The organism is Zhengella sedimenti (assembly GCF_046506625.1).
Classification (GTDB): domain Bacteria; phylum Pseudomonadota; class Alphaproteobacteria; order Rhizobiales; family Rhizobiaceae; genus Zhengella; species Zhengella sedimenti.
In genome coordinates this window covers 767,007-789,350 of the sequence record NZ_JBKFFP010000001.1, presented here as the reverse complement: position 1 = coordinate 789,350, position 22,344 = coordinate 767,007, and the positions used below count along the sequence as shown (strand labels likewise).

Genomic DNA, 22,344 nt, shown 5'->3' with positions numbered 1-22,344 from the left:
TCTGGAACGAATCGGCGACGAATCGCTGACTCCGGTTGATTCAGGCTTTGTTCCCGCCACTCCCATATGGGAACCGGCTGATCGCCTGGCAACGGCTCCAGCGGACCGGCTCGCCGGAAACGCCGTCGATCACGCGCACAAGCAGCATGGCCTCCTCGGACAATTGCCGCATCTCGATCACCTGTCCGGCTTCCGGGTCGCCCTCGGGGCCTTCGTAACGGAAACTGTGGCGGCCATAGTCGCCGATGATCTCCGCACCCGACGGGATGGTGATCGCGGGCCCGTCGATGTGCAGCCGCTTGCCGTCCGGCGAGCACCAGTCGCCGTCGATCCTGTCGGCGAGAACGGGTTGTGAAAACAGCAGGCCGGCGATCAGGACCGGCAGGGCATGCAGGATCCTGCGCATCGCATTCTCTCCGCTTGTCGCACTGCGCCGATGATACCCGTTTTCGCAGCCGGTGCGAAGCCCGCCTTCCGGAAACGCGAACGGGCGCCCGGAAAGGGCGCCCGCCGTTTTGCATTCCACGGTTTCCCGGCCTTACGAGAAATACTGCCCGCCATTGGCCGAGATCGTCGCCCCGGTGATGAAACCGGCATCGTCGGAGGCCAGGAAGGCCACGCAGCGCGCGATCTCCTCCGGTTCGCCCAGCCGGCCGACCGGAATCTGCCCGATGATGCTCTCGCGCACCTTTTCCGGCACCGCCATCACCATGTCGGTGGCGATGTAGCCCGGCGCCACCACATTGACCGTGATGCCGGCCCGCGCGCCTTCCTGCGCCAGGGCGCGGGTGAACCCGATGTCGCCGGCCTTGGCGGCGGAATAGTTGGCCTGCCCGGCCTGGCCCTTCTGGCCGTTGATCGAGGAAATGGTGATGACGCGGCCGAATTTGCGGTCGCGCATGCCGGGCCAGACATTGTGCGTCATGTTGAAGACGCCGGTCAGGTTGGTGTCGATCACCTCTTTCCACATTTGCGGCGTCATGCGGTGGAACATGGAATCGCGGGTGATGCCGGCATTGTTGACCAGCACGGCCACCGGACCGAGTTCCTCCTCGACCTTCGCGATGCCCGCCTGGCAGGCCTCGTAGTCGGCAACCGACCACTTGTAGGTCTTGATGCCGGTTTCCGAGCTGAACTTCGCCGCCGCCTCGTCATTGCCGGCATAGTTGGCGGCGACGGTGTAGCCGGCTTCTTTCAGAGCCATGGAAATGGCCGCGCCGATGCCGCGCGATCCGCCCGTGACGATTGCTACCTTTGACATGCACTTCTCCTCCCCTTCAAGGAGCGGACCGGAAGACGCGAGGACGGATGAAGAAACTTCAGGCCAATGGCCCGGTTGCTTCTCCGCCGCTTCACACCCTCCTGCCCGCTGATGGCTGTTCTCACATGGCCTCGAAACACATGGCGACACCCATGCCGCCGCCGATGCACAGCGTGGCAAGGCCCTTCTTCGCGCCGCGCCGCTTCATCTCGAAGGCGAGCGTGTTGAAGATGCGCGCGCCGGACGCGCCGATCGGATGGCCGATGGCGATCGCGCCGCCGTTCACGTTCACGATGTCCGGGTTCCAGCCCATGTCCTTGTTGACCGCGCAGGCCTGTGCGGCGAAGGCCTCGTTGGCTTCCACCAGATCGAGGTCGTCGACGGTCCAACCGGCCTTCTCCAGCGCCCTGCGCGAGGCCGGGATCGGGCCCGTGCCCATGATCTGCGGATCGACTCCGGCCGTGGCCCAGGACACGATGCGCAGCATCGGGGCGATGCCGCGCCGCGCCGCCTCTTCCTCGGTCATCAGCACGGCCGCCGCCGCGCCGTCATTGATGCCCGACGCATTGGCCGCCGTCACCGAGCCTTCCTTGTCGAAGGCCGGGCGCAGCTTGGCCACGCTGTCCATGGTCACGCCATGCTTGATGTACTCGTCGTCGGAGACGATCAGGTCGCCCTTGCGGGTCTTCAGCGTCACCGGAACGATCTCGTCCTTGAAGCGGCCGGCCTTCTGCGCCGCTTCCGCCTTGTTCTGCGAAGCGACGGCAAAGGCGTCCTGGTCGTCGCGGGTCAGCTGCCACTGGCGCGCCACGTTTTCCGCCGTGTTGCCCATGTGATAGCCGTAGAACGCGTCGGTCAGGCCGTCCTTGATCATCGTGTCGATCATCTTCATGTCGCCCATCTTCACGCCGGAGCGCAGATGCGCGCAGTGCGGCGCCATGGACATGCTTTCCTGGCCGCCCGCCACGATGACATTGGCATCGCCCAGCGCGATCTGCTGCATGCCCACCGCGATGGCGCGCAGGCCGGAGCCGCACAACTGGTTCAGGCCCCATGACGTCGCTTCCTGCGGGATGCCTGCGCCCATGGCCGCCTGGCGGGCCGGGTTCTGGCCCTCGCCGGCCGACAGGATCTGGCCCATGATCACTTCATCGACTTCCCTGGGATCGACGCCGGCGCGTTCCAGCGCGCCCTTGATCGCGACCGTGCCCAGCACATGGGCGGGGGTATTGGCGAATGAACCGTTGAAGGCTCCCACAGGCGTACGCGCCGCGCTCGCCACGACAACCGATTTCGACATGCTGCTTTCTCCCTTGAAAATGGAGCTGGATGGTGCCGCAACGTTTGACCGGGCGCGCGCCGATGTCAAACGAGACATTGGGCGCAAAGACCATGCTCGGCTGCGGTCCGATTGCCTGCTGCAGTGCAATATGGCATTGGATGGGGCCTCCAATCAAGTTCGCACATCGTTCAATGCACTGCACAAATCGCTTGGAACCACGCGCATGTTGCGCCTATGCTGCGCCCGGGTCCGCCCTTGTCGGCGGCAATGACTGATCCTGTTTGAACCAGGGAGGTGGAGATGGCAGGCAAGAACGACACGGTGGTGATCAAGAAATACGCCAACCGGCGGCTCTACAACACCGGCACCAGCACCTACGTGACGTTGGAAGACCTGTCGGAGATGGTGAAGAAGGGTGAGGAATTCACCGTTCTGGATGCCAAGACCGGCGAGGACATCACGCATACCGTGCTCACCCAGATCATCTTCGAACTGGAGAACAAGACCGGTCAGTCCATGCTGCCGATCCCCTTCCTGCGTCAGTTGATCGCCTTTTACGGCGACCAGATGCAGATGATCGTTCCCAGTTTCCTCGAACAGTCGATGAATGCCTTCACCAAGGAGCAGGAACGCCTGCGCGCGCAGATGAAGGAAGCGCTCGGCAACACGCCGATGGGAACCATGATGGACAACCCGACCATGAAGGCGCTGGAGGAACAGACCCGCCGCAACATGGAGGTCTTCCAGAACGCCATGCGCATGTTCTCGCCCTTCTCGGCCATGCAGGGGGCCGCTCATGGCGAACAGTCCGGCGGCAAGGAGGCAAGGCCGGAAGCGCGGGGCAAGGACGATGACGGCAACCTCGCCGAACTCAAGGAACAGATCGCCGCCATGCAGCGCAAGCTGGACGCCATGTCCTGACCTTGCGCGACAGCAAGGCCAAAGCGGGGACCGGCTGATATATCAAGCGGTCCCCTTTTCTTTTTCCATGGGCATTCCCGCCGCGTGCGTGCGGCGGAACAGCGCTACCAGCCCGCCGCCATGCCATCCTTGCGGGCGTCGGAGCCGCCTTCAAGGAAACCCGTCTCGTGATTGATCCGGATGATCTGGCTGCCGCCCCATGCCTTCGGCGCCGGTTTCATCACGTGACCGCGCCGCTCGAGCCCCCGGATCACCTCGGCGGACAGGTGCCGTTCATGCAGAAGCGCGCCGCTTTCGCCCCAGAAGACCCGGGCATGGTCGATTGCCGCCTGCACATCCATGCCGTGGTCGACCAGGTTCGAGAACACATGCGCATGGCCCAGCGGCTGGTAGGCGCCGCCCATCACGCCGAAGCTGAAAGCGGCCTTGCCATCTTTCATGGCCATGGCGGGGATGATGGTGTGCATGGGCCGCTTGCCACCCTTCATCTCGTTCGGGTGCCCCTCCACGAGACTGAAGCAGGAACCGCGGTTCTGCAGCACGATGCCCGATTCCGGCGTCACCACCTGCGCGCCGAAGCTCGAATAGATGGAATTGATGAAGGAGACCGCCCGCCGGTCGCGGTCGACGACGGTCAGGTAGACCGTATCGGCATCGGGCAGGTTCGGCAGGACGATGGTACCGGCGCGCCGTTCAGGGTCGATGCGCGCGGCCAGTGCCTGCGTGTGGGCGGGCGAAAGGATCTGCGCGACGCTTGATGTCATGCTGGCAGGGTCGGCGAGCAGATGGTCGCGCACGCTGTAGGCCAGCCGCGCCGCCTCGATTTCGATGTGATGGCGCTCGGCGCTGTCGGCCGGCAGCTTGCCCGCTCCGAGCGCGTCGAGGATGTTGAGGATGACCAGCGCGACGATCCCCTGTCCGTTGGGCGGAATTTCCAGCACGTCATGCCCGCCATAGCGTGTGGAGATGGGCGTCACCCAGTCGGACCGCATGGCCGCGAGGTCGGCTTCCTCCATGAAGCCGCCCGTCCTGCGGACGGTCGCGGCGATCTCCCGCGCGATGGGCCCCTCGTAGAAGGCCCGCGTCCCCCCGGCGGCAATGGCGCGCAGCGTCTTGCCCAGCGCCGGGAAGGCGAAGCGCTCGCCCGTCACCGGCGCGCGGCCGTCGCGCAGGCAGTGCCGCGCCGCGCCTTCGTCCCGCGCCAGTCCGTCGGCCACGATGGCCCAGTCCCAAGCCACCCGTTCGTGGACCGCGAACCCGGCCTCGGCATAGTGGATGGCCGGCTGCAGCAGCGTATCGAGGCCGCGCGTGCCGAACCGTGATGCAAGACACTCCCACGCATCCGGCGCGCCAGGCACCGTCACCGAAAGCCCGCCGGTGGCCGGCACCCTGTCATGGCCCATGGCGCGCAGGGCCGCCGCGTCGGCCGCCGCGGCCACGCGGCCGGATCCGTTCAGGCCGTGAACGCTGCCGTCAGGTTCCGCGACGATTGCGAAACAGTCGCCGCCAATGCCGGTCATCTGCGGTTCGACGACGGCAAGGACGGCTGAAGCCGCGACCGCGGCATCCACCGCGTTGCCGCCGTCCTTCAGGATGTCGAGCGCCACGATGGTGGCCAGCGGATGGGATGTGGCGGCCATGCCGTTTTCGGCGATGACGCGCGAACGCCCCGGCAGGTCGAAACAGCGCATGGACAGGTCTTATCCGAAGGTGACGTCGCGGCCCGCGGCCCGCAGCGAGACCGTGAAGCCGGCCAGCACGTCCACGAGCGAGATGACCATCAGGATGAAGAAGAGCGACGTCGCCGCCCCCTCGACCAGCAGGAACTCCACCAGATAGGCCACGAAGACGAAGGTGGAGAGCAGGTGGTCGATCACCGATGCATTGTGCGTGCGTGTCGCCTTGAGGATCTCAAGGAAAAGCAGCACCAGCGCAATGACCAGGATCAGGTCCGCGACCGTCAGCGTGAAGACCCCGCCCGACATCATGCCCATCGAGAACACACCGCCGGAAAACGGCGCGCCTGCTGCGCCGAAGGCGCCGGCAAGGCCGAGATTGTAGATCAGGAACGGGATGATGAGCAGGGGAATGAGACCGAGCACGTCAGGAAACCTCCGGAGGATTCGCGGTGCGCGGATGGTGGTGCGCCCGTACCCCGCCGTCAAGCCGCAAGAGCGCAAACGAAAACCGGCCGCCCCGAGGGCAGCCGGCCACAATGCAGTTCCGTCGCCGCAATGGCGCCGGCTTTATTCCTTGGCTTCCAGGATCTGGCGGCCGCGATACATGCCGGTCTTCAGGTCGACATGATGCGGACGGCGCAGTTCGCCGGAATTCTTGTCCTCGACATAGGTCGGGGTCTTGAGCGCGTCGGCCGAGCGGCGCATGCCACGCTTCGACGGCGACACTTTTCTTTTCGGTACAGCCATGTTTCCACTCCGGTAAAGCCAGACAAGCCAGCCGCGTCACGCTCCGTCGGAGCGGCGGTCCGGCCTCAAGTCCTGAAATCCGGGGTGCCTATACACGGCTGCAAGCGGTTTGACCAGCATCCCGGCCAAAAAAAGTGCCGGTCCGTCAGTCGATGCGCACGCAGTCGACGTATCCCCCGGCCTGCGCCGCGCGCCGTTCGATGACCCGCGCCACCCGCTGCATGCCCTGCGAGGGTTTCGAGGGAACGCGGGTATGGGGGTTGGGCAGGGACGCCGTCAGCAAGGCCGCCTGGCGTGCCGAGACCTTCGCCGCGCTGCGCCGGAATTGCGCCTGCGCCCCGGCCTCGACGCCATAGACGCCGTCGCCCAGTTCCACGATGTTCAGATAGATCTCCATGATCCGGTGCTTGGGCAGGATGGCATCAACCATGACTGCATAGGGTATTTCCACCGCCTTGCGGATATAGGAGCGGCCGGGCCACAAATAGAGGTTCTTGACCAGTTGCATGGTAATGGTGGAGGCACCGCGCACGGCCTCGCCCTCCAGTGCATCGTCGATGACCTTGTTCAGTTCGGCCAGGTCGACCCCATGATGGGTGCAGAACTGCCCGTCCTCCGACATGATCACCGAATGCACCAGAACGGGCGCGACGTCCTCCAGGGTGACCCATTGACGCTCGTACCCCTTCAGCGTGACGAGATCGCGCAGCATCAGCGTCGAGACAGGATGCACGAACGGAAGGGCATAAAGCAGCGTGAGCAGCACCGGCATGAATGCCAGCAGCGCAGCCAGAGCAGCGGCGCGCAGGCCCCAACGGCGCCAGCGGCGGGCTGGCCGGGCAGCCGCGCCCGTCGTCGCCTCCCGCTTCGTCTTCTTTGCTTTGCCAGCCACGCGGCGCCTTTCCTGCAAACGTCGTCCGACATAACCCGCACCCGGCCGGGCCGCAATGCGGCCCGCGCGGAATGCCCCGCTTGACCCCGGCGATGTTTCATCGCATGCGCTTTTCCCATGAGCGAGACACAAGACTTCCAGCCGGCCCTTGCCCGGCATGCCGAAACCGTTGCCGGTCTGCTGGCCCGCCTCCTCGACACGCGCCCGCTGGACGGGGAGATCGTCCGCCCGGAGCGCCTGATGGCGGCCATGCGACATGGTGCGCTCAATGGCGGCAAGCGGCTGCGCCCCTTCCTGCTGGCCGAAAGCGCCCGCCTGTTCGACAAGACCGGGGACGCGGTGATGCGTGTCGCGGCGGCCCTGGAATGCGTCCATTGCTACTCGCTGATCCATGACGACCTCCCGGCCATGGACGATGACGACATGCGCCGTGGCCGCCCCACGGTCCACAAGGCCTTCGACGAGGCCACGGCCATCCTTGCCGGCGACAGCCTGCTGACCTTCGCCTTCGACATCATCGCCGATCCGGCGACGGACCTGTCCGACGCGGTCAAGACCAGCCTTGTCCTCAAGCTGGCCCGCGCCGCCGGGCCCGGCGGCATGGCCGGCGGTCAGGCCCTGGACCTCGACGCGGCGCGCGAACGCCCCGGCGAGGACGGCATCATCCGCCTGCAGGCCATGAAGACCGGCGCGCTCATCCGCTTTGCCTGCGAAGCCGGCGCCATCGCCGCCAACGCGCCGATGGCCGATAGGGAACGGCTTGCCGCATTCGGCTCCGCCATAGGCCTCGCCTTCCAGCTTGCCGACGACCTGCTCGACCTGACCGCCGATGCCGGCACGCTGGGCAAGGCCACGCGCAAGGACGCCGGCGCCGGCAAGGCGACATTGGCCGGATTGCACGGGGCCGACTGGACCCGCCGCCAGCTTGACGCGCTGATCGAAGAGGCCTGCGGGCTGCTTGCGCCCTACGGCGGCAAGGCGGCGCTTCTCTCCGATGCCGCCCGCTATGTCGCAAGCCGCGACCGTTAGGACCGCCGTCCGGGGGATTGCCAGCCTTGGCGGCGCGTTAAGCCCGCCTTAAGGTTAATTGCGGAGTCTGTGGCCGAAGACGATCCCCAAGCTCCAAGGCTTCCCTGATGTCGAAAGTCCTGACCCGTGCCTACCTGCGCACCAGGATCGTTCTGGCGATGGCGCTCATGCTCGCATGCGTCATCGCCGGCACGAGTTACGTCTATCTGAACACCGAGGCCACGAAACGTTCGGCACAATTCAACGTGGTCATCTCCGAGGCGTCGAATGCCACGGAACTGCTGCTCTACCAGATCAGCCAGATCGATGCCGTGCGCAAGGATCCGGCGTTCCATTTCAAGCCCCGCGCCGCGCAGGAACAGGCCCTGTCCGCGATCCGCGATCAACTCGACGGGACCCTGGCGCGGCTTCAGGACGCCTTCCATACCATATCCCTGAGCGAGGAAGGCGACATCACCCTGCTGGAAAGCCGCCGCCTCACCATGGAGGAAAGCGGCGACGGCCAGCCAGGCGAAGGGGAAGCCGGCGCCATGGAGGGCGCCCACATGCCCGATGCGCTGCGCGCCATCTGGTATGGCGGGGATTCGGGATACCGGCTGCGCGATTCGCTCAGGGAGATCATTTCCCAGGCCAACCGCATCGGAATTTACCGCGATCTTTCCTCGCCCGCGGCGGCGCGGACCTTCCAGCAGGTCCGGACATTGGCGGCGGACCAGTTGCGTCCCGGCCTGGCCCGCCTGAACCAGCAGCTTGGCGAGGAGGTCATCGCCGCCCAGGACGGGTTGCGCTATGCCATGCTCGCCACGGCCGCGCTGATATGCATCGCCAGCCTCATCATCGGCCTTGCCATCCTGCTTCCCCTCGAGGCCGCCGTGCTGGAAGCCCAGGACAAGCTGGCTGCATCGCGCAACGAGGCCGAACGGGCGCGCGAGGCCGCCCAGGCTGCCGACCGCGCAAAGTCGGAATTCCTCGCCAACATGAGCCACGAGATCCGGACGCCCATGAACGGCGTTCTCGGCATGGCCGAACTCCTGGCCAGGACCAGTCTCGACAACCGGCAGAAGACCTTCACGGACATCATCGTGAAATCGGGCAATGCACTGCTGACGATCATCAACGACATCCTCGATTTCTCCAAGATCGATGCCGGCCAGCTTGAACTCGACCCGGCGCCCTTCCGCATCGGTGAAGCCGTCGAGGACGTCGCCACGCTGGTCTCGGCACGCGTCGCCGAAAAGGACCTCGAACTGATCGTGCGCATCGACCCGGCACTGCCGCCGCTGGTGTCCGGCGATGTCGGCCGCTTCCGCCAGATCGTCACCAACCTGCTGGGCAATGCCGTCAAGTTCACCGAATCCGGCCATGTCCTCGTGGACGTGACGGGGGATGTGCGGGACGATGTCGCCCATTTGCGGGTTGCGGTGCAGGATACCGGCGTCGGCATTCCGCAGGACAAGCTGCAGGCTGTTTTCGACAAGTTCGCCCAGGTCGACGGCTCTTCCACCCGCCGTCACGAGGGAACGGGCCTCGGACTTGCCATCGCCTCCCGGCTGATCGACATGATGGGCGGGGAAATCGGCGTCGAATCGGAATTCGGCAAGGGCTCCACCTTCTGGTTCACGGTGCCGCTGCCGGTGGCGCAGACCGGCGAAACGCCACGCACGCTGCCGGTCGACGTGAGCGGCGCGCGCGTCCTCGTCATCGACGACAACCCGGTCAACCGGTCGATCCTGACGGAACAGCTCACCTCCTGGGGTTTTGAATCCGCCGCTGCCGAAAGCGGCACTGTGGGGCTTGCCTTCATCGACCGTGCCGCCGAGATCGGCATGGATATCGATTGCATCATCCTCGACTACCAGATGCCGGGCATGAACGGGGAAGACGTGCTGCGCGCCCTGCGCGGGCGGCCTGCGGGCGCCACCATCCCGGTGGTCATGCTGACCTCCGTGGATCATGCCGATGTCGGCCGCATGATCGTCCGCCACGGCATCGCCGCGCATCTCACGAAGCCCGCCCGTTCCTCCCTCCTGCTCGAAACGCTGGTCGAGGTGCTGCAGGCCGGCCGCGCCGGGTCTGGCGTCCCGTCGACCCTCGCCGCGCTGGCCGCGACCATGGCAGGCCACCAGGGAGACGGGCCGGAAGCCGTTGCAACCGCCCCCGTGGCGCCGAGGGCCCCGGCTGCCGCCGCTCCCCACGAGCGCCGCTTTGCCGGGCGCGAAGACACGCCGCTCGACGTTCTCGTCGCCGAGGACAACGAGGTCAACCAGATCGTCTTCACGCAGATCCTCAACGGTCTCGGCGTGTCCTTCAGGATCGCCGGCAACGGCCGTCTCGCGGTGGAAGCGCACCGCAAGCACAAGCCGGCCCTCGTCATCATGGATGTTTCCATGCCGGAAATGAACGGGCTGGAAGCGACCGCCCTCATCCGCGAGGCCGACCAGACCAGCGGCCGTCACACGCCCATCATCGGCGTCACCGCCCATGCGCTCAAGGGCGACCGCGAGAAATGCCTCGAAGCCGGAATGGACGATTACCTCTCCAAGCCGGTCTCGCCCGACAAGCTGGCCGAGAAGATCGGCAAATGGCTGGCGGGACGGCGCGCGGAAGTGGCCTGACCGGCGCGATCAGCGGTTCCGCATCACGATGCAGGACCCGCCCGCCGCCCGCAATTGCTGGCAGATGATCTCGGCGTTGACGCGCTTGTCCGCGCCGATCCGCACGGCATAAATGCCGCGCCGCCCGATCGCGGAACGCACGCGGCTGACCACCGGTTCGTGGTCTGCCAGCAGGGACGGAAACCGCCGCTTGAGCCGCTGCCATTGCCGGATCGCGGCGGCGCGGCGGAAATTGCCGGCCACCTGCACACCCCAGGGCAGCGTATGCACACGTGCCATGGGTATGGTCGCGGCGGCGATCACCGGAAGCGCCCGGCAGGCCGCGTCGAAGCCGAGTTTCTCGTCCAGCGGCCGGACCGCTGGCTGGTAGGCCGCATCGGAAAAGCTGTCAGCCGGTTCCCCGAGGATGGAGAGCACGTAATCCTCTGTTTCCAAAGGCAGGAAACCGCCGCTGGCGATCCAGCGGTTGAGCCGCCCCTCGCCGGCATTGTAGCCGATGGCCGCACGTCCGAGATTGCCGTAGGACGCCTTCATCTCGGCCAGATAGGCCGCCGAGGCTGGAATGGCCTGTGCCATGTCGAAACTGTCGGCAAGGCCGCGCAGCTTTGCCGTTCCGGGCATGAACTGGGCGATGCCCTCCGCGCCGGCCGGGCTGACCGCGTCCGCGTCGAAGCGGCTTTCCTTCCAGATCAGGCGCGCCAGGAAGTCGCGCGGCAGGCCGTGCCGGTCGGCACTGTCGCGGATGAGGGTGCAGACCGTGTCGAGATGCGCTGCCTTGCCGGTATCGCCCGGCGCGCCGGCCTCCTGTTGCGAGGCCAGTGCAGGCCCGGCCAGAAGCGCGGCCGCAAGGCCGGCGATGGCCCTATTCGGCCGCCGCATGGCTCCCGCGCCCGAACCGCCGCTCGATGTAATCGGCCACCATCACCTGGAATTCGGCCGCGATGTTCGCGCCGCGCAATGTCGCAGCCTTCTTGCCCTCGATGAAAACCGGCGCGGCCGGCGTTTCGCCCGTGCCCGGCAGGGATATGCCGATATCGGCATGCTTGCTCTCGCCCGGCCCGTTGACGATGCAGCCCATGACGGCGACCGACAGCGCCTCGACGCCCGGATACTTCTCCCGCCAGACCGGCATGTTGGCGCGCAGGTCCTCCTGGATCGCCTGGGCGAGTTCCTGGAACACGGTGGACGTTGTCCGCCCGCACCCCGGACAGGCCGCGACGATGGGCACGAACTGGCGGAAACCCATGGTCTGGAGCAGTTCCTGCGCCACCTGGACTTCCCGGGTCCGGTCGCCGCCCGGCTCTGGCGTCAGCGAGATGCGGATCGTGTCGCCGATCCCCTGCTGCAGAAGGATGCCAATGGCCGCCGACGACGCGACAATCCCCTTCGACCCCATGCCCGCTTCCGTCAGGCCCAGATGCAGCGCGTGATCAGAGCGCGAGGCAAGCATGGTGTAGACCGCAATGAGATCCTGCACCTGGGACACCTTGGCCGAAAGGATGATCCGGTCGCGCGGCAGGCCGATCTCCTCGGCCAGTTGCGCCGACAGCAGCGCCGATTGCACGATGGCCTCGCGCATCACCTCGTTGGCCGTCAGCGGCGCGCCCTTCGCATGGTTCTCGTCCATCAGCCGGGTGAGCAACTCCTGGTCCAGCGAACCCCAGTTGACGCCGATGCGCACCGGCTTGTCATGCCGGATGGCGGTCTCGACGATGGCGGCGAACTGCTTGTCCTTCTTGTCCTTGAAGCCGACATTGCCCGGGTTGATGCGATACTTCGCCAGCGCCTCGGCACAGGCCGGATGGTCCGCGAGCAGCTTGTGGCCGATATAGTGGAAATCGCCCACCAGCGGCACGTCGATCCCCAGCCGGTCCAGCCGTTCGCGGATGCGCGGCACCTGGGCCGCCGCCTCGTCCCGGTCCACGGTGATGCGGACGACCTCCGAGCCCGCCCGCGCCAGCGCCGCGACCTGCGCCACGGTTGCGTCGGCATCCGCCGTGTCCGTGTTGGTCATGGACTGGACGACGACCGGCGCGCCGCCACCCACCATGACGCCGCCGACAGGCACGCCGACTGTCTGCTTGCGCGGAAAGGGATGGGAAAAATACTGCGTCATGGCGATCCTGCCGGACTTCGGGCATCACTTGTGACCATGGATGTGGCCGCGCGCGTGCCGCTTGTCAACGGTGGCCGCGAAAGGGGAACGGAACACAACGCTATCGCGGCAAACGAAATGCCGGTTGCCGAGTTGACCTCTCGCTGCGCTGCAATATTCTCCGCGCTGCAATGCAAACAGCGAGGAATACGTCATGCCGATCAGCCGAACCGCCGTCATCACCGGGTCCACCTCGGGCATCGGCCTGGGCGTGGCCCACGCGCTGGCGGCCAGCGGATGCAACGTCGTCGTCAATTCCTTCTCCGACAATGACGAGGACCACGCCATCGCCGCCGCCATCGCCGGTGCCCACGGGGTCAAGGCGATCTATGTCCAGGCCGACATGGCCAAGCCGGACCAGTGCCGCGGCCTGGTCGAAAAGGCGGCCAGCACGTTCGGCACCGTCGACATTCTCGTCAACAATGCCGGCATCCAGCATGTGGCCAGGATCGAGGATTTCCCGCCCGCGAAATGGGACGGCATCATCGCCATCAACCTCTCCTCCGCCTTTCACGCGATCGCTGCCGTGGCGCCGATGATGAAGGCGGCCGGCTGGGGCCGCATCATCAACATCGCATCGGCCCATGGCCTGACCGCCTCGCCCTACAAGTCGGCCTATGTCGCCGCCAAGCACGGCATTGTCGGCCTGACAAAGACCGTGGCACTGGAGATGGCCGACGCCCGGGTTGCCGTCACCTGCAACGCCATCTGCCCGGGCTATGTGAAGACACCGCTGGTGGAAGGCCAGATCGAGGACCAGATGAAGGCCCATGGAATGGGCCGCGAAGAGGTGATCGAGAAGGTGATACTGCAGCGCCAGCCAACGCGAGAATTCGCCACAGTGGAGGAAATCGGCGGCACCGCCGTCTTCCTTTGCTCCGATGCCGCCGCCCAGATCACCGGAACCACGATCTCCATCGACGGCGGTTGGACCGCACTGTGAGGCTATTACCGGATCCGGTGCGGCCTCACCTGGCCGGGCTGAGCGCCGCCATCTGCATGGCGAGAAAGCGCTCCAGAGCGTCCTCGCGATCCTTTTTCGCCTTCACGCGCATTTTCATCCCCTCCAGCCAGTCGGAAAGCTGGGTTGCCAGCACGTCACCGTCGAGCGGCGCCTGCGCCCCGGCCTCGGCATAGACCGGCGCCAGCAGCGCGACCTTGCGCGCCTTCCACCCGTCGAGCCAGCCGGCCGAAAGGCCGCTCTTCATGTCGATGAGTTCCGCGCCGTGTGGCGTGGCCTCCATCTGCGCCATCATGTCGAGGATGCCTTCGCGTATGGCCATCCCGATCCGCTCAGATAGGCTGCCGGGCCGCGCCAGCGCGTCGCGCATGACGTCGAGCGACTGGTCCAGCATGGCGGTCGCGCCGGCTTCGTAGATATCCTGCTTGTTGCGGAAGAACTGGTATAGCGCCGGCCGGGACATGCCCGCCGCCTGCGCTATGTCGTCCATCGTGACGCGCGAAAAACCGTACGCCATGAACTGGGCGATGGCGGCTTGCAGGATGGCTGCGCGTTTGTCGGACTGGATCGGCAATGTCATGAACTGAATCATAAACCCCCGGAAGGCCGTTGACAATCTGACATTTTGACGAATAATGTCAAAACGTGAAAACAATGAGGTCCGCCATGCAATTGACGGTCAATGGGAAAACGGTCGAGGTCGATGTCGAACCGGATATGCCCCTGCTCTGGGTCCTGCGCGACGAACTGGGCATGACGGGCACGAAATACGGCTGCGGCATCGCCCAGTGCGGCGCCTGCACGGTGCATGTCGATGGTGTGGCGATGCGTTCCTGCCAGCTTTACGCGGGCGATGTGGAAGGCGCGATCACGACGATCGAGGGCCTCGGCACGCCGGATGCGCTCCATGCGGTCCAGGCGGCATGGATCGAACACCAGGTCGCCCAGTGCGGCTACTGCCAGTCGGGCCAGATCATGGCCGCCGCCGCCTTCCTGGAATCCAACCCGGACCCGTCCGACGCCGACATTGACGACGCGATGTCAGGCAACCTGTGCCGTTGCGGCACCTATCCGCGCATCCGCGAGGCGGTCAAGTCGGCCGCCGGCAAGCTTCGGGGGGTCTGATCATGGGACGCATCGCGACAATCACCCGCCGCACGCTTCTCGTCGGCGCGGCCGCCATCGCAGGCGGCGTGGCCTTCGGCGTCTGGCGCTACCGCGCGCCCTATGCAAACCCGCTCCTGGATGACCTGGAAGCCGGCGAGGCCGCCATCACGCCTTATGTGAAGATCGATGCCGACGGCGTGACACTCATCACCCCGCGCGCCGACAAGGGCCAGGGTGCCTATCATGTCCAGGCCGCGCTTCTGGCCGAGGAACTGGATATCGACCTCGACCAGGTGCGCGTCGATCCCGGTCCGCCCGACAAGGCCTACTGGAACACGGCACTCGCCGCCGAGGCGGCCGACTTCATGGTTCCCTCCGCAGGCATGATGCAGAATGCCGCCACGGTCGGCCTCTCCGCGGTCATGAAGTTCATTGGCATGCAGATCACAGGCGGCTCCACCACGGTGCCGGACCAGTTCGAGAAACTGCGTATCGCCGGCGCGGTCGCGCGCGAGACGCTGAAGGCCGCCGCCGCGAAACAGGCAGGCGTCTCCGCATCGCGCCTCAGGACGGAACAGGGCACGGTGATCCTGCCGGACGGATCCCGCCTGACCTATGTCGAACTTGCCCCCGCCGCCGCAGCGATCGATCCCGTGGAAGAGGTTTCACTGCGCGATCCGTCCCAATGGCGGCTGCTCGGCAAGCCGATGCGGCGCATCGACATGGTCGCCAAGTGCACCGGCACGCAGGTCTACGGCATCGACGGGAAAATCGACGGCATGGTCCACGCCACCGTGCTGCTCAATCCCGCGCAGGGCGGGCCGGTCAACGGTTTCGATGCCTCGGAGGCGGAAAAAATGAGCGGCGTGAAGGCCGTTGTCCCGGTCACGGGCGGCGTCGCCATTGTCGCCGACAATACCTGGCGCGCCTTCCAGGCCGCAAGCGCGGTGAAGGCGAACTGGGGCAAGGCAGCCTTTCCTGCGGCCATGGAGGGCCATTGGCAGGCCCTCGCCGATTCCTTCATCGCCGACCGGCAGGACAGCCGCAATCGCGATGATGGCGACGTTGAGATTGCCATCGCGGAAAGCGCGCCCGTCGAGGCCGAATACCGTTCGCCCTATCTCGCACACGCGCCCCTTGAGCCCATCAGCGCCATCGTCCGTGTCACCGATGACGCGGTGGATGTGTGGACCGGGACACAGATCCCGCGCTTCACCCAGGCCAATGTCGCCCGAATCACCGGCATCGATGCGGAAAAGGTGCGCGTCCACGTCTACATGATGGGCGGCAGCTTCGGCCACCGCCTCGAAGACGAAGTTGTCAAGCAGGCTGCCGAGATCGCGATGCAGATGAAGGGCACGCCGGTCAAGCTCACCTATTCGCGCGAAGAGGACATGACCCATGACTTCGTGCGCCAGATCGCGATGGCTAGGCTGCGCGGCACGGTGCGCGACGGCAAGGTGGAAACGCTCGATCTGGGCATCGCCATGCCGTCTGTCATGGCCAGCCAGATGTCGCGCCAGGGCCTGTCGGTCGCAGGTCCCGACAGCCAGATCGTCGCGGGCGCCTGGGACCAGCCCTTCGCCATTCCCAATCAGCGGGTGACCGGCTATCGCGCTCCCGAACTGGCGCCCATCAGTTCCTGGCGCTCGGTCGGCGCGTCCTCCAACGGCTTCTTCTACAACGCCGCGCTGGACGAACTGATAACGGCGGCGGGCGCCGATCCCATGGCCGAGCGGCTGCGCCTGTGCAGCGATCCGCTGGCCCGCCGGGTGCTGGAAGCCGTGGCGGAAATGTCGGACTGGTCCGGCCCGCAGCCCGGTGCCGGGCGTGGCCGCGGCGTGGCGCTGACGAAATCCTTCGGCGTCCATTGCGCGCAGGTCATCGAGGTGAGCGACACCGCAGACGGCATCCGCATCGACCGGGTCTGGGTCGCGGCGGAGGTCGGCACCGTGCTCGATCCGGTCAATTTCGACAATCTCGTCAAGGGCGGCGTCATCTTCGGCCTTGGCCATGCGATGAATTGCGAAATCACCTACACCGATGGCGTTGCCGACCAGACCAATTTCCACGATTTCGAGGGCATGCGTTTTTACCAGTGCCCGGTGATCGAGGTGCGCGGACTGGAGAACGGCCAGAAGGTGCTGGGCATTGGCGAACCACCCGTGCCGCCCGCCGCTCCGGCGCTCGCCGGCGCGATCTTCGCCGCCACCGGAACGCGGCTGCGTGAAATGCCGTTCAGCAAGTTCGTCGATTTCGCGTGAGGTTTCTGCAGGAAAGCGCCATGCACCGTTGATCCCGTTGCGTTGCAATTGCGTAACCATGGGTGGGATCGGCGCCGGAAGCGGTCAGGAGAGTTACCGCCTGCATCTTTTGTGCGTCGCACAAGCATGATATCAACGCGGACTTGCAGCGGGCCCCGCCAATAGCCACATCGGACAACTCAGGGGCCCGGAAACGGCCGTGCCCCGGAGAACGGGGCGCACGGAAAGGCCGGAACGGACGGAACCCATGGCTCGATTTCCCTTTCACCGGATTGCCGCCTTCGTCGTGCTGGCCGCGTCGGCGGCATGGGTGGCGACGGGCGAATTCTCTTCGGTCGGCTCCGCCGCCCACGATGAGGCGACAGCGTCCGTGAAGCCGGACGGCGGCGCGCCGGTGGAACGCGCCGAACCGCCGCGCGAACTCAAGACCGTGGCCGTCATAAATCCACCCTTCATCCGGCACAACCGCGCCATCCGCATTTCCGGCCAGACCGAACCCGACAAGAGGGCAGAAATCGCCACGCGCGCGGCCGGCATCATCGCCGAATTGCCGGTCTCGCAGGGCGAGCGCGTGCAGGAAGGCGATCTCATCCTGTCACTCGACAACGAGGGCAAGGCCGCGGCGGTGGAATCCGCCCGTGCCGTTCTGGCCCAGCGCGAGAAGGAATTCGAGGCGTCCGAGCGTCTCGCCCGCCAGGGCAGCCTGCCGAAACTGCAACTGGAAACCGCCCGCTCGGCGCTTGCCAACGCACGGTCCCAGCTTGAACAGGCGCAGGCCGAACTGTCGCGCTTCGAACTGCGCGCGCCCTTTTCCGGCATCATCGACAAGGTGTCCGTGGAACTCGGCAGTTCCGTCCAGCAGGGCGCGGCGGTCGCAACGCTCCTGTCGCTCGATCCGGTGATCGCCGCCGGCGAAGTGTCCGAGCGCGATCTCGGCCATATCGGAATCGGCGATACCGCGGAGGTCCGTCTCATTTCCGGTGACACGGTCGAAGGCACCATCCGCTACATCTCCCGTCAGGCAAGCACCGCGACACGGACATTTCCCGTCGAGATCGCGATACCCAATCCCGACGGCGCGATTCCGGCGGGCATGACCGCGGAGATCACGCTGAAGACGGACCCGGTCAAGGCCGTCAGGTTGCCGCGCTCGGTGGTGACGCTTTCGGACAGCGGCGATCTGGGCGTCCGTGTGGCGACCGGTGACGGCAAGGCCGGTTTCGTGCCCATCGATCTCGTCGACGACACGCCAGAAGGCCTTGTTCTGGCCGGGGTGCCGGACGATGCCCGCATCATCGTGGCAGGCCAGGACCTCGTCAGCGACGGCGAGCCGATCAATGCCGTCCCTGCCGACATGGAGATGCTGCAACGCCTGGCCGGCCGCCAGGCCATCAACTGACGGGAGCGCGCCATGGGCCTTGTCGGCGTCGCCATCCGCAATGCGCGGCTGACCATTTCCGTCCTTCTGTTCCTGCTCGTCGCGGGCGCGATGGCCTATGTCTCGATTCCCAAGGAAGCCGAGCCGGATGTCCAGATCCCGATCATCTATGTCTCGCTGCACTACCAGGGCATATCGCCGGAGGATGCCGAGCGCCTGCTGCTGCGCCCCGTCGAGACGCGGCTGAAAAGCATCACCGGCGTCAAGGAAATGCGGTCGACCGCCTACCAGGGCGGCGGCAACGTGATCGTCGAGTTCCAGGCCGGCGCGGATCTCGGCAAGGCGCTGGACGATGTGCGCAACAAGGTTGACGATGCCAAGCCGGACCTGCCCGATGGCGCCGACGAGCCCAGCGTCAACGAGGTCAACATTTCCGAGTTTCCCGTTCTGGTCGTCACCCTGTCCGGTGACGTGCCCGAACGCGCCCTGACCGCCGCCGCGCGCGAACTGCGCGACCGGATCGAGGAGGTCAACGGCGTGCTGGAAGCCGCCTTGCGCGGCGCCCGCGACGACCTCGTCGAGGTGATCATCGATCCCGTCAAGCTGTCCTCCTACGGCCTGCGCCTCGACCAGATGATCGCCGGCGTCAATGCCAACAACTCGCTCGTCGCCGCGGGGCAATTGCAGGGCGACCAGGGCAAGTATGCCGTCAAGGTGCCCTCGCTCATCGAAACGGTGGAGGATGTGGCCAACCTGCCAATCGTCGCCGGACCGAATGCCGTGGTGCGCGCCCGCGATCTCGCCACCATCCGCTCCACATTCAAGGACGCCGAGACGATCACGCGCCTCAACGGCAAGCCGGCCATCGCCATCGAGGTGTCCAAGCGCACCGGCGCAAACCTTGTCGAGACCGTGGACGCCGTGAAGGCCGTCGCCAACGACTTCAAGGCCCTGCTCCCCCCCGGCGCCGAGGTGGCGTTCAGCCAGGACAAGTCGACGACCATCCGCCAGTTGCTGGGCGACCTGCAGAACTCGGTCCTGACCGCCGTCATCCTGGTCTTCATCGTCATCCTCTACGCCCTGTCGGGGCGCGCCTCCCTGCTGATCGGCCTGGCCATCCCCGCCTCCTTCCTGATGGGCATACTGGGCCTATCCCTGGCCGGCCTCACCGTCAACATCGTCGTGCTGTTCAGCCTCATCCTGGCGGTCGGCATGCTGGTCGATGACGCCATCATCGTCACCGAATTCGCCGAACGGCGCATGAGCGAGGGCATGGACAAGCGGCAGGCCTTCGCGCTCGCCGCCCAGCGCATGGCGGGTCCCGTCATCGCCTCCACCATGACCCGCATCGCGGCCTTCTCGCCCCTGCTGTTCTGGCCAGGCGTGGTCGGCGAGTTCATGAAATACATGCCGATCACGCTGATCGCCACGCTTTCGGCCTCGCTGGTCTATGCGTTGATCTTCACGCCCACGCTCGGCGCGCTGTTCGCCAGCCGTCAGGTCGCCGAGCCGTCAGGCCGCGACGGGCTCTACATGTGGGTGGCCAAGCGCGCCATCCGCCACCCGTTCATCGTCATGACGGCATCGCTCGGCCTGCTTGTCGCGGTGCCGATGGCTTACGGCAAATACGGTTCCGGCGTCGAGTTCTTCCCCGATGTCGAGCCGGAATACGGGCTTCTCTATGTCCATGCCCGAGGCAATCTCTCGCTTGAGGAACAGGATGCGGCGACGCGGCGCGCGGAAGAGCGCATTCTCGGCTGGCCGGGCATCGAAACCGTCTACACCCGCGTCGGCTCGGTTCAGGGCGCGGGCGGCGCGCAGGTCGACGAGGACGTCGTCGGCGTGATCCAGTACGAATTCGTCGACTGGCGTGAGCGCAAGCCGGCCTCCGAGATCCTGGCAGACCTGCGCGTCGCCATGCGCGGCATTCCCGGTGTGGAAATAGAGGTCTCCGTGCCCCAGGCCGGTCCGCCAACCGGCAAGGCGATCCAGCTTCGCCTGTCGAGCGACAATCCGGCCGGCCTCAACGATGCTGCCCGCGACGTGGCCGCGATGCTGGAAACGGTGCCCGATGTCATCGACATTTCCGACGGAATGCCGTCGCCCGGCATCGACTGGGAGCTTCAGGTCGACCGCACGCTGGCCGCGCAATACGGCATCGGTCCGGCCTCGGTCGGCACGGTCGTCCAGCTCGTCACCACCGGCCTGAAACTGTCGGACTACCGGCCTGCCGGCGCCGACGATGCCGTGGACATCCGGCTGCGGCTGCCCGAAGACCGCCGCACGCTCGCCACGCTCGACCAGTTGCGCGTCGAGACGGCCCAGGGTTCGGTGCCGATTTCCAACTTCGTCACCCGCAAGCCCGCCCAGCGCACCGGCACGCTCAACCGTATCGACGGCACCCGCACGATCACGGTCCAGGCCGGGATCACCGAGGGCGTGCAGGCCGACAAGGTGCGCCAGGCCGTCATCGCCAAGATGGAAGGCCTGGACCTTGCCGAACGCGGCATCCGCTGGAAACTCGCCGGCGAGGACGAGGAGCAGAGGGCGGCCGGGGAATTCCTGACCAAGGCCTTCGCCGCCGCCATGGCGCTCATCTTCACCGTCCTGCTCGCCCAGTTCAACCGGTTCCTGTCGGTCGCCCTCGTGCTCACCGCCGTCGTCATGTCGACCATCGGCGTTTTGCTCGGCCTGCTGATCATGGGCCAGCCCTTCGGCGTGGTCATGACCGGAATCGGGATCATCGCGCTCGCCGGCGTCGTGGTGAACAACAACATCGTGCTCATCGACACCTATGATCACCTGCGCCACGAACAGGGCATGGACAAGGTGGACGCCATCATCCAGACCTGCCGCGAACGCGTCCGGCCGGTCATGCTCACGGCGGTGACCGCCATTCTCGGCGTGCTGCCGATCGCCTTCGGCTGGAACCTCGAACTGCTGAACCACGAGACCACGGTCGGCGCGCCCTCGACGCAATGGTGGATCGCGCTGTCTTCGGCCATCGTCTTCGGCCTCGCCTTCTCCACCGTGCTGACGCTGATCGTGACGCCGTCCATGCTGATGATCGTCACGCGCTCGCACGATTCCAGCGTCTACCGCTTCTTCCGCCGCATGCGGGGCAGGCCGTGGCGTTTCGGGCTGGCGATGCTTGCCACGCTCGCCATCTGGGGCGCGGCCGCCGCCGGCGGGCTTGCCGCCCTGTCGGCGCTGCAGGGCAATGGCCGGCTTGTGGCGCCCGTCATTGCATTCGTCGCCGCGTTGATGCTCTCCCGCATGATCTGGAAGAGCGCCCGCCTGCGCCGCTGGCTCGGCCTCGACGAACCGGCGCCGGGGCCCGCCACTCCGGAAGCGGCCTCCGCAAGGCAGGCTGCGGAAACGGACGCTGACGCGCTGGGCGCACCGGGCGCGGCCGAATAGAAGGGAACCAACTGCCCCTCACGACCGTTCCCGTTCCGCCCGACCAACCGGAACAGGAAACGTCCATGTCACTCGGCACCATCCTTCTCGTCATCCTCATCCTGCTGCTCATCGGCGCGATTCCCGCGCGTGGCCGTTTCGGCAACGCGCCGCTTGGCATCATCGGCACGATCCTGCTGATCGTGCTCATCCTCATGCTGCTCGGTCGCATCTGAGGAGCGGCCGCTGGAGACCAGCCATGGACCGTGTGACCGGCAGTTGTCTTTGCGGCAGCGTACGCATTGAAGCAGAAGGGTCCCCCTATCGGGTGGGTCTGTGCCACTGTCTGGATTGCCGCAAGCATCACGGCGCCCTGTTTCATGCCTCCGCCGTATTCCCGCTATACGCGGTCACCATCCAGGGCGAGACACGTGACTATGGCGGCAGGTTCTTCTGTCCGCGTTGCGGCTCCACGCTGTTCGGAATGTCCGGTGATGAAATCGAGATCAATCTGGGCAGCCTCGATGCGCCGGACCAGTTTCGTCCGACCTATGAGTTATGGACCATACGCCGCGAATCGTGGCTGCCACCATTCCCGCTCGCCAACCGCTATGAGCGCGACCGCACAGGCCAAGGCCGCTCCGAGGATTGAGG

Annotated in this window: 19 protein-coding genes and 1 pseudogene; 10 read left to right on the top strand and 10 right to left on the bottom strand. The window is 66.1% G+C overall.

Translation table 11 applies throughout. From position 1 onward, the window contains the following. Nucleotides 1–40: 40 nt before the first annotated feature. The 3 genes from ACLB6G_RS03920 to ACLB6G_RS03910 all read right to left on the bottom strand — a co-directional run bounded on the left by ACLB6G_RS03920 (nucleotide 41) and on the right by ACLB6G_RS03910 (nucleotide 2,561). Nucleotides 41–406, bottom strand: coding sequence for a hypothetical protein (locus tag ACLB6G_RS03920; RefSeq protein ID WP_410354796.1), 366 nt, complete (start codon nucleotides 404–406; stop codon nucleotides 41–43). Nucleotides 407–538: 132 nt separating this feature from the next. Next, complete coding sequence (phbB, locus tag ACLB6G_RS03915; protein WP_410354795.1) at nucleotides 539–1,261, bottom strand: acetoacetyl-CoA reductase; 723 nt, start codon at nucleotides 1,259–1,261, stop codon at nucleotides 539–541. Between the two features lie 121 nt (nucleotides 1,262–1,382). After that, nucleotides 1,383–2,561, bottom strand: coding sequence for an acetyl-CoA C-acetyltransferase (locus tag ACLB6G_RS03910; protein WP_410354794.1), 1,179 nt, complete (start codon nucleotides 2,559–2,561; stop codon nucleotides 1,383–1,385). A 282-nt stretch (nucleotides 2,562–2,843) separates the two neighbouring features. On the opposite strand from ACLB6G_RS03910, the gene phaR reads away from it, so the two are divergent. Beyond that, nucleotides 2,844–3,464 carry a polyhydroxyalkanoate synthesis repressor PhaR gene (phaR, locus tag ACLB6G_RS03905; RefSeq protein ID WP_410354793.1) on the top strand — a complete coding sequence of 207 codons (621 nt, stop codon included), beginning with the start codon at nucleotides 2,844–2,846 and terminating at the stop codon, nucleotides 3,462–3,464. 104 nt (nucleotides 3,465–3,568) lie between these two features. Here the strand turns inward: phaR and ACLB6G_RS03900 are convergent, their stop codons facing one another. The 4 genes from ACLB6G_RS03900 to mtgA all read right to left on the bottom strand — a co-directional run bounded on the left by ACLB6G_RS03900 (nucleotide 3,569) and on the right by mtgA (nucleotide 6,782). Then, on the bottom strand, nucleotides 3,569–5,155 hold the full coding sequence (locus ACLB6G_RS03900; RefSeq protein WP_410354792.1) for a gamma-glutamyltransferase family protein: 1,587 nt from the start codon (nucleotides 5,153–5,155) through the stop codon (nucleotides 3,569–3,571). Between the two features lie 9 nt (nucleotides 5,156–5,164). Then, the gene (locus ACLB6G_RS03895; protein ID WP_410354791.1) at nucleotides 5,165–5,566 is read right to left on the bottom strand and encodes a hypothetical protein; all 402 of its coding nucleotides are present in this window, start codon (nucleotides 5,564–5,566) and stop codon (nucleotides 5,165–5,167) included. 144 nt (nucleotides 5,567–5,710) lie between these two features. Next, on the bottom strand, nucleotides 5,711–5,890 hold the full coding sequence (rpmF, locus tag ACLB6G_RS03890; protein ID WP_410354790.1) for a 50S ribosomal protein L32: 180 nt from the start codon (nucleotides 5,888–5,890) through the stop codon (nucleotides 5,711–5,713). A gap of 145 nt (nucleotides 5,891–6,035) precedes the next feature. After that, nucleotides 6,036–6,782: a monofunctional biosynthetic peptidoglycan transglycosylase gene (gene mtgA / locus ACLB6G_RS03885; RefSeq protein WP_410354789.1), complete on the bottom strand. Its 747-nt coding sequence runs from the start codon at nucleotides 6,780–6,782 to the stop codon at nucleotides 6,036–6,038. A gap of 117 nt (nucleotides 6,783–6,899) precedes the next feature. On the opposite strand from mtgA, the gene ACLB6G_RS03880 reads away from it, so the two are divergent. Next, nucleotides 6,900–7,811: a polyprenyl synthetase family protein gene (locus ACLB6G_RS03880; RefSeq protein WP_410354788.1), complete on the top strand. Its 912-nt coding sequence runs from the start codon at nucleotides 6,900–6,902 to the stop codon at nucleotides 7,809–7,811. A 107-nt stretch (nucleotides 7,812–7,918) separates the two neighbouring features. Continuing rightward, nucleotides 7,919–10,426 (top strand): hybrid sensor histidine kinase/response regulator, encoded by a 2,508-nt coding sequence (locus ACLB6G_RS03875; RefSeq protein ID WP_410354787.1) that lies wholly within the window; start codon nucleotides 7,919–7,921, stop codon nucleotides 10,424–10,426. A 9-nt stretch (nucleotides 10,427–10,435) separates the two neighbouring features. Here the strand turns inward: ACLB6G_RS03875 and ACLB6G_RS03870 are convergent, their stop codons facing one another. After that, entirely contained in the window at nucleotides 10,436–11,305 is an 870-nt protein-coding gene (locus tag ACLB6G_RS03870) for a lytic transglycosylase domain-containing protein (RefSeq protein WP_410354786.1), read from the bottom strand. After that, the gene (ispG, locus tag ACLB6G_RS03865; RefSeq protein WP_410354785.1) at nucleotides 11,289–12,542 is read right to left on the bottom strand and encodes a flavodoxin-dependent (E)-4-hydroxy-3-methylbut-2-enyl-diphosphate synthase; all 1,254 of its coding nucleotides are present in this window, start codon (nucleotides 12,540–12,542) and stop codon (nucleotides 11,289–11,291) included. Before ispG ends, ACLB6G_RS03870 begins: the two co-directional genes overlap by 17 nt. A 193-nt stretch (nucleotides 12,543–12,735) precedes the next feature. On the opposite strand from ispG, the gene ACLB6G_RS03860 reads away from it, so the two are divergent. Next, nucleotides 12,736–13,524 (top strand): 3-hydroxybutyrate dehydrogenase, encoded by a 789-nt coding sequence (locus tag ACLB6G_RS03860; RefSeq protein WP_410354784.1) that lies wholly within the window; start codon nucleotides 12,736–12,738, stop codon nucleotides 13,522–13,524. A gap of 25 nt (nucleotides 13,525–13,549) precedes the next feature. Here the strand turns inward: ACLB6G_RS03860 and ACLB6G_RS03855 are convergent, their stop codons facing one another. After that, the gene (locus ACLB6G_RS03855; RefSeq protein WP_410354783.1) at nucleotides 13,550–14,122 is read right to left on the bottom strand and encodes a TetR/AcrR family transcriptional regulator; all 573 of its coding nucleotides are present in this window, start codon (nucleotides 14,120–14,122) and stop codon (nucleotides 13,550–13,552) included. Between the two features lie 86 nt (nucleotides 14,123–14,208). On the opposite strand from ACLB6G_RS03855, the gene ACLB6G_RS03850 reads away from it, so the two are divergent. The 6 genes and pseudogenes from ACLB6G_RS03850 (at nucleotide 14,209) to ACLB6G_RS03825 (ending at nucleotide 22,342) form a co-directional block, all read left to right on the top strand. Next, the gene (locus ACLB6G_RS03850) at nucleotides 14,209–14,667 is read left to right on the top strand and encodes a (2Fe-2S)-binding protein (protein ID WP_410354782.1); all 459 of its coding nucleotides are present in this window, start codon (nucleotides 14,209–14,211) and stop codon (nucleotides 14,665–14,667) included. 2 nt (nucleotides 14,668–14,669) lie between these two features. Next, the gene (locus ACLB6G_RS03845; protein WP_410354781.1) at nucleotides 14,670–16,913 is read left to right on the top strand and encodes a xanthine dehydrogenase family protein molybdopterin-binding subunit; all 2,244 of its coding nucleotides are present in this window, start codon (nucleotides 14,670–14,672) and stop codon (nucleotides 16,911–16,913) included. A 247-nt stretch (nucleotides 16,914–17,160) separates the two neighbouring features. After that, nucleotides 17,161–18,312: an efflux RND transporter periplasmic adaptor subunit gene (locus tag ACLB6G_RS03840; protein WP_410354780.1), complete on the top strand. Its 1,152-nt coding sequence runs from the start codon at nucleotides 17,161–17,163 to the stop codon at nucleotides 18,310–18,312. A gap of 12 nt (nucleotides 18,313–18,324) precedes the next feature. Next, nucleotides 18,325–21,414, top strand: a pseudogene (locus tag ACLB6G_RS03835) (efflux RND transporter permease subunit); the annotation flags it as partial. 362 nt (nucleotides 21,415–21,776) lie between these two features. Beyond that, entirely contained in the window at nucleotides 21,777–21,926 is a 150-nt protein-coding gene (locus ACLB6G_RS03830) for a DUF3309 family protein (RefSeq protein ID WP_410354779.1), read from the top strand. 23 nt (nucleotides 21,927–21,949) lie between these two features. After that, entirely contained in the window at nucleotides 21,950–22,342 is a 393-nt protein-coding gene (locus ACLB6G_RS03825) for a GFA family protein (RefSeq protein ID WP_410354778.1), read from the top strand. Nucleotides 22,343–22,344 lie beyond the last annotated feature (2 nt).

Coding starts and splice junctions, on each gene's coding strand:
- ACLB6G_RS03920 (WP_410354796.1), bottom strand. CDS start 406: ATGCGCAGGATCCTGCATGCCCTGCCGGTCCTGATCGCCGGCCTGCTG.
- phbB (WP_410354795.1), bottom strand. CDS start 1,261: ATGTCAAAGGTAGCAATCGTCACGGGCGGATCGCGCGGCATCGGCGCG.
- ACLB6G_RS03910 (WP_410354794.1), bottom strand. CDS start 2,561: ATGTCGAAATCGGTTGTCGTGGCGAGCGCGGCGCGTACGCCTGTGGGA.
- phaR (WP_410354793.1), top strand. CDS start 2,844: ATGGCAGGCAAGAACGACACGGTGGTGATCAAGAAATACGCCAACCGG.
- ACLB6G_RS03900 (WP_410354792.1), bottom strand. CDS start 5,155: ATGCGCTGTTTCGACCTGCCGGGGCGTTCGCGCGTCATCGCCGAAAAC.
- rpmF (WP_410354790.1), bottom strand. CDS start 5,890: ATGGCTGTACCGAAAAGAAAAGTGTCGCCGTCGAAGCGTGGCATGCGC.
- ACLB6G_RS03880 (WP_410354788.1), top strand. CDS start 6,900: ATGAGCGAGACACAAGACTTCCAGCCGGCCCTTGCCCGGCATGCCGAA.
- ACLB6G_RS03875 (WP_410354787.1), top strand. CDS start 7,919: ATGTCGAAAGTCCTGACCCGTGCCTACCTGCGCACCAGGATCGTTCTG.
- ACLB6G_RS03870 (WP_410354786.1), bottom strand. CDS start 11,305: ATGCGGCGGCCGAATAGGGCCATCGCCGGCCTTGCGGCCGCGCTTCTG.
- ispG (WP_410354785.1), bottom strand. CDS start 12,542: ATGACGCAGTATTTTTCCCATCCCTTTCCGCGCAAGCAGACAGTCGGC.
- ACLB6G_RS03860 (WP_410354784.1), top strand. CDS start 12,736: ATGCCGATCAGCCGAACCGCCGTCATCACCGGGTCCACCTCGGGCATC.
- ACLB6G_RS03855 (WP_410354783.1), bottom strand. CDS start 14,122: ATGACATTGCCGATCCAGTCCGACAAACGCGCAGCCATCCTGCAAGCC.
- ACLB6G_RS03850 (WP_410354782.1), top strand. CDS start 14,209: ATGCAATTGACGGTCAATGGGAAAACGGTCGAGGTCGATGTCGAACCG.
- ACLB6G_RS03845 (WP_410354781.1), top strand. CDS start 14,670: ATGGGACGCATCGCGACAATCACCCGCCGCACGCTTCTCGTCGGCGCG.
- ACLB6G_RS03840 (WP_410354780.1), top strand. CDS start 17,161: ATGGCTCGATTTCCCTTTCACCGGATTGCCGCCTTCGTCGTGCTGGCC.
- ACLB6G_RS03830 (WP_410354779.1), top strand. CDS start 21,777: ATGTCACTCGGCACCATCCTTCTCGTCATCCTCATCCTGCTGCTCATC.
- ACLB6G_RS03825 (WP_410354778.1), top strand. CDS start 21,950: ATGGACCGTGTGACCGGCAGTTGTCTTTGCGGCAGCGTACGCATTGAA.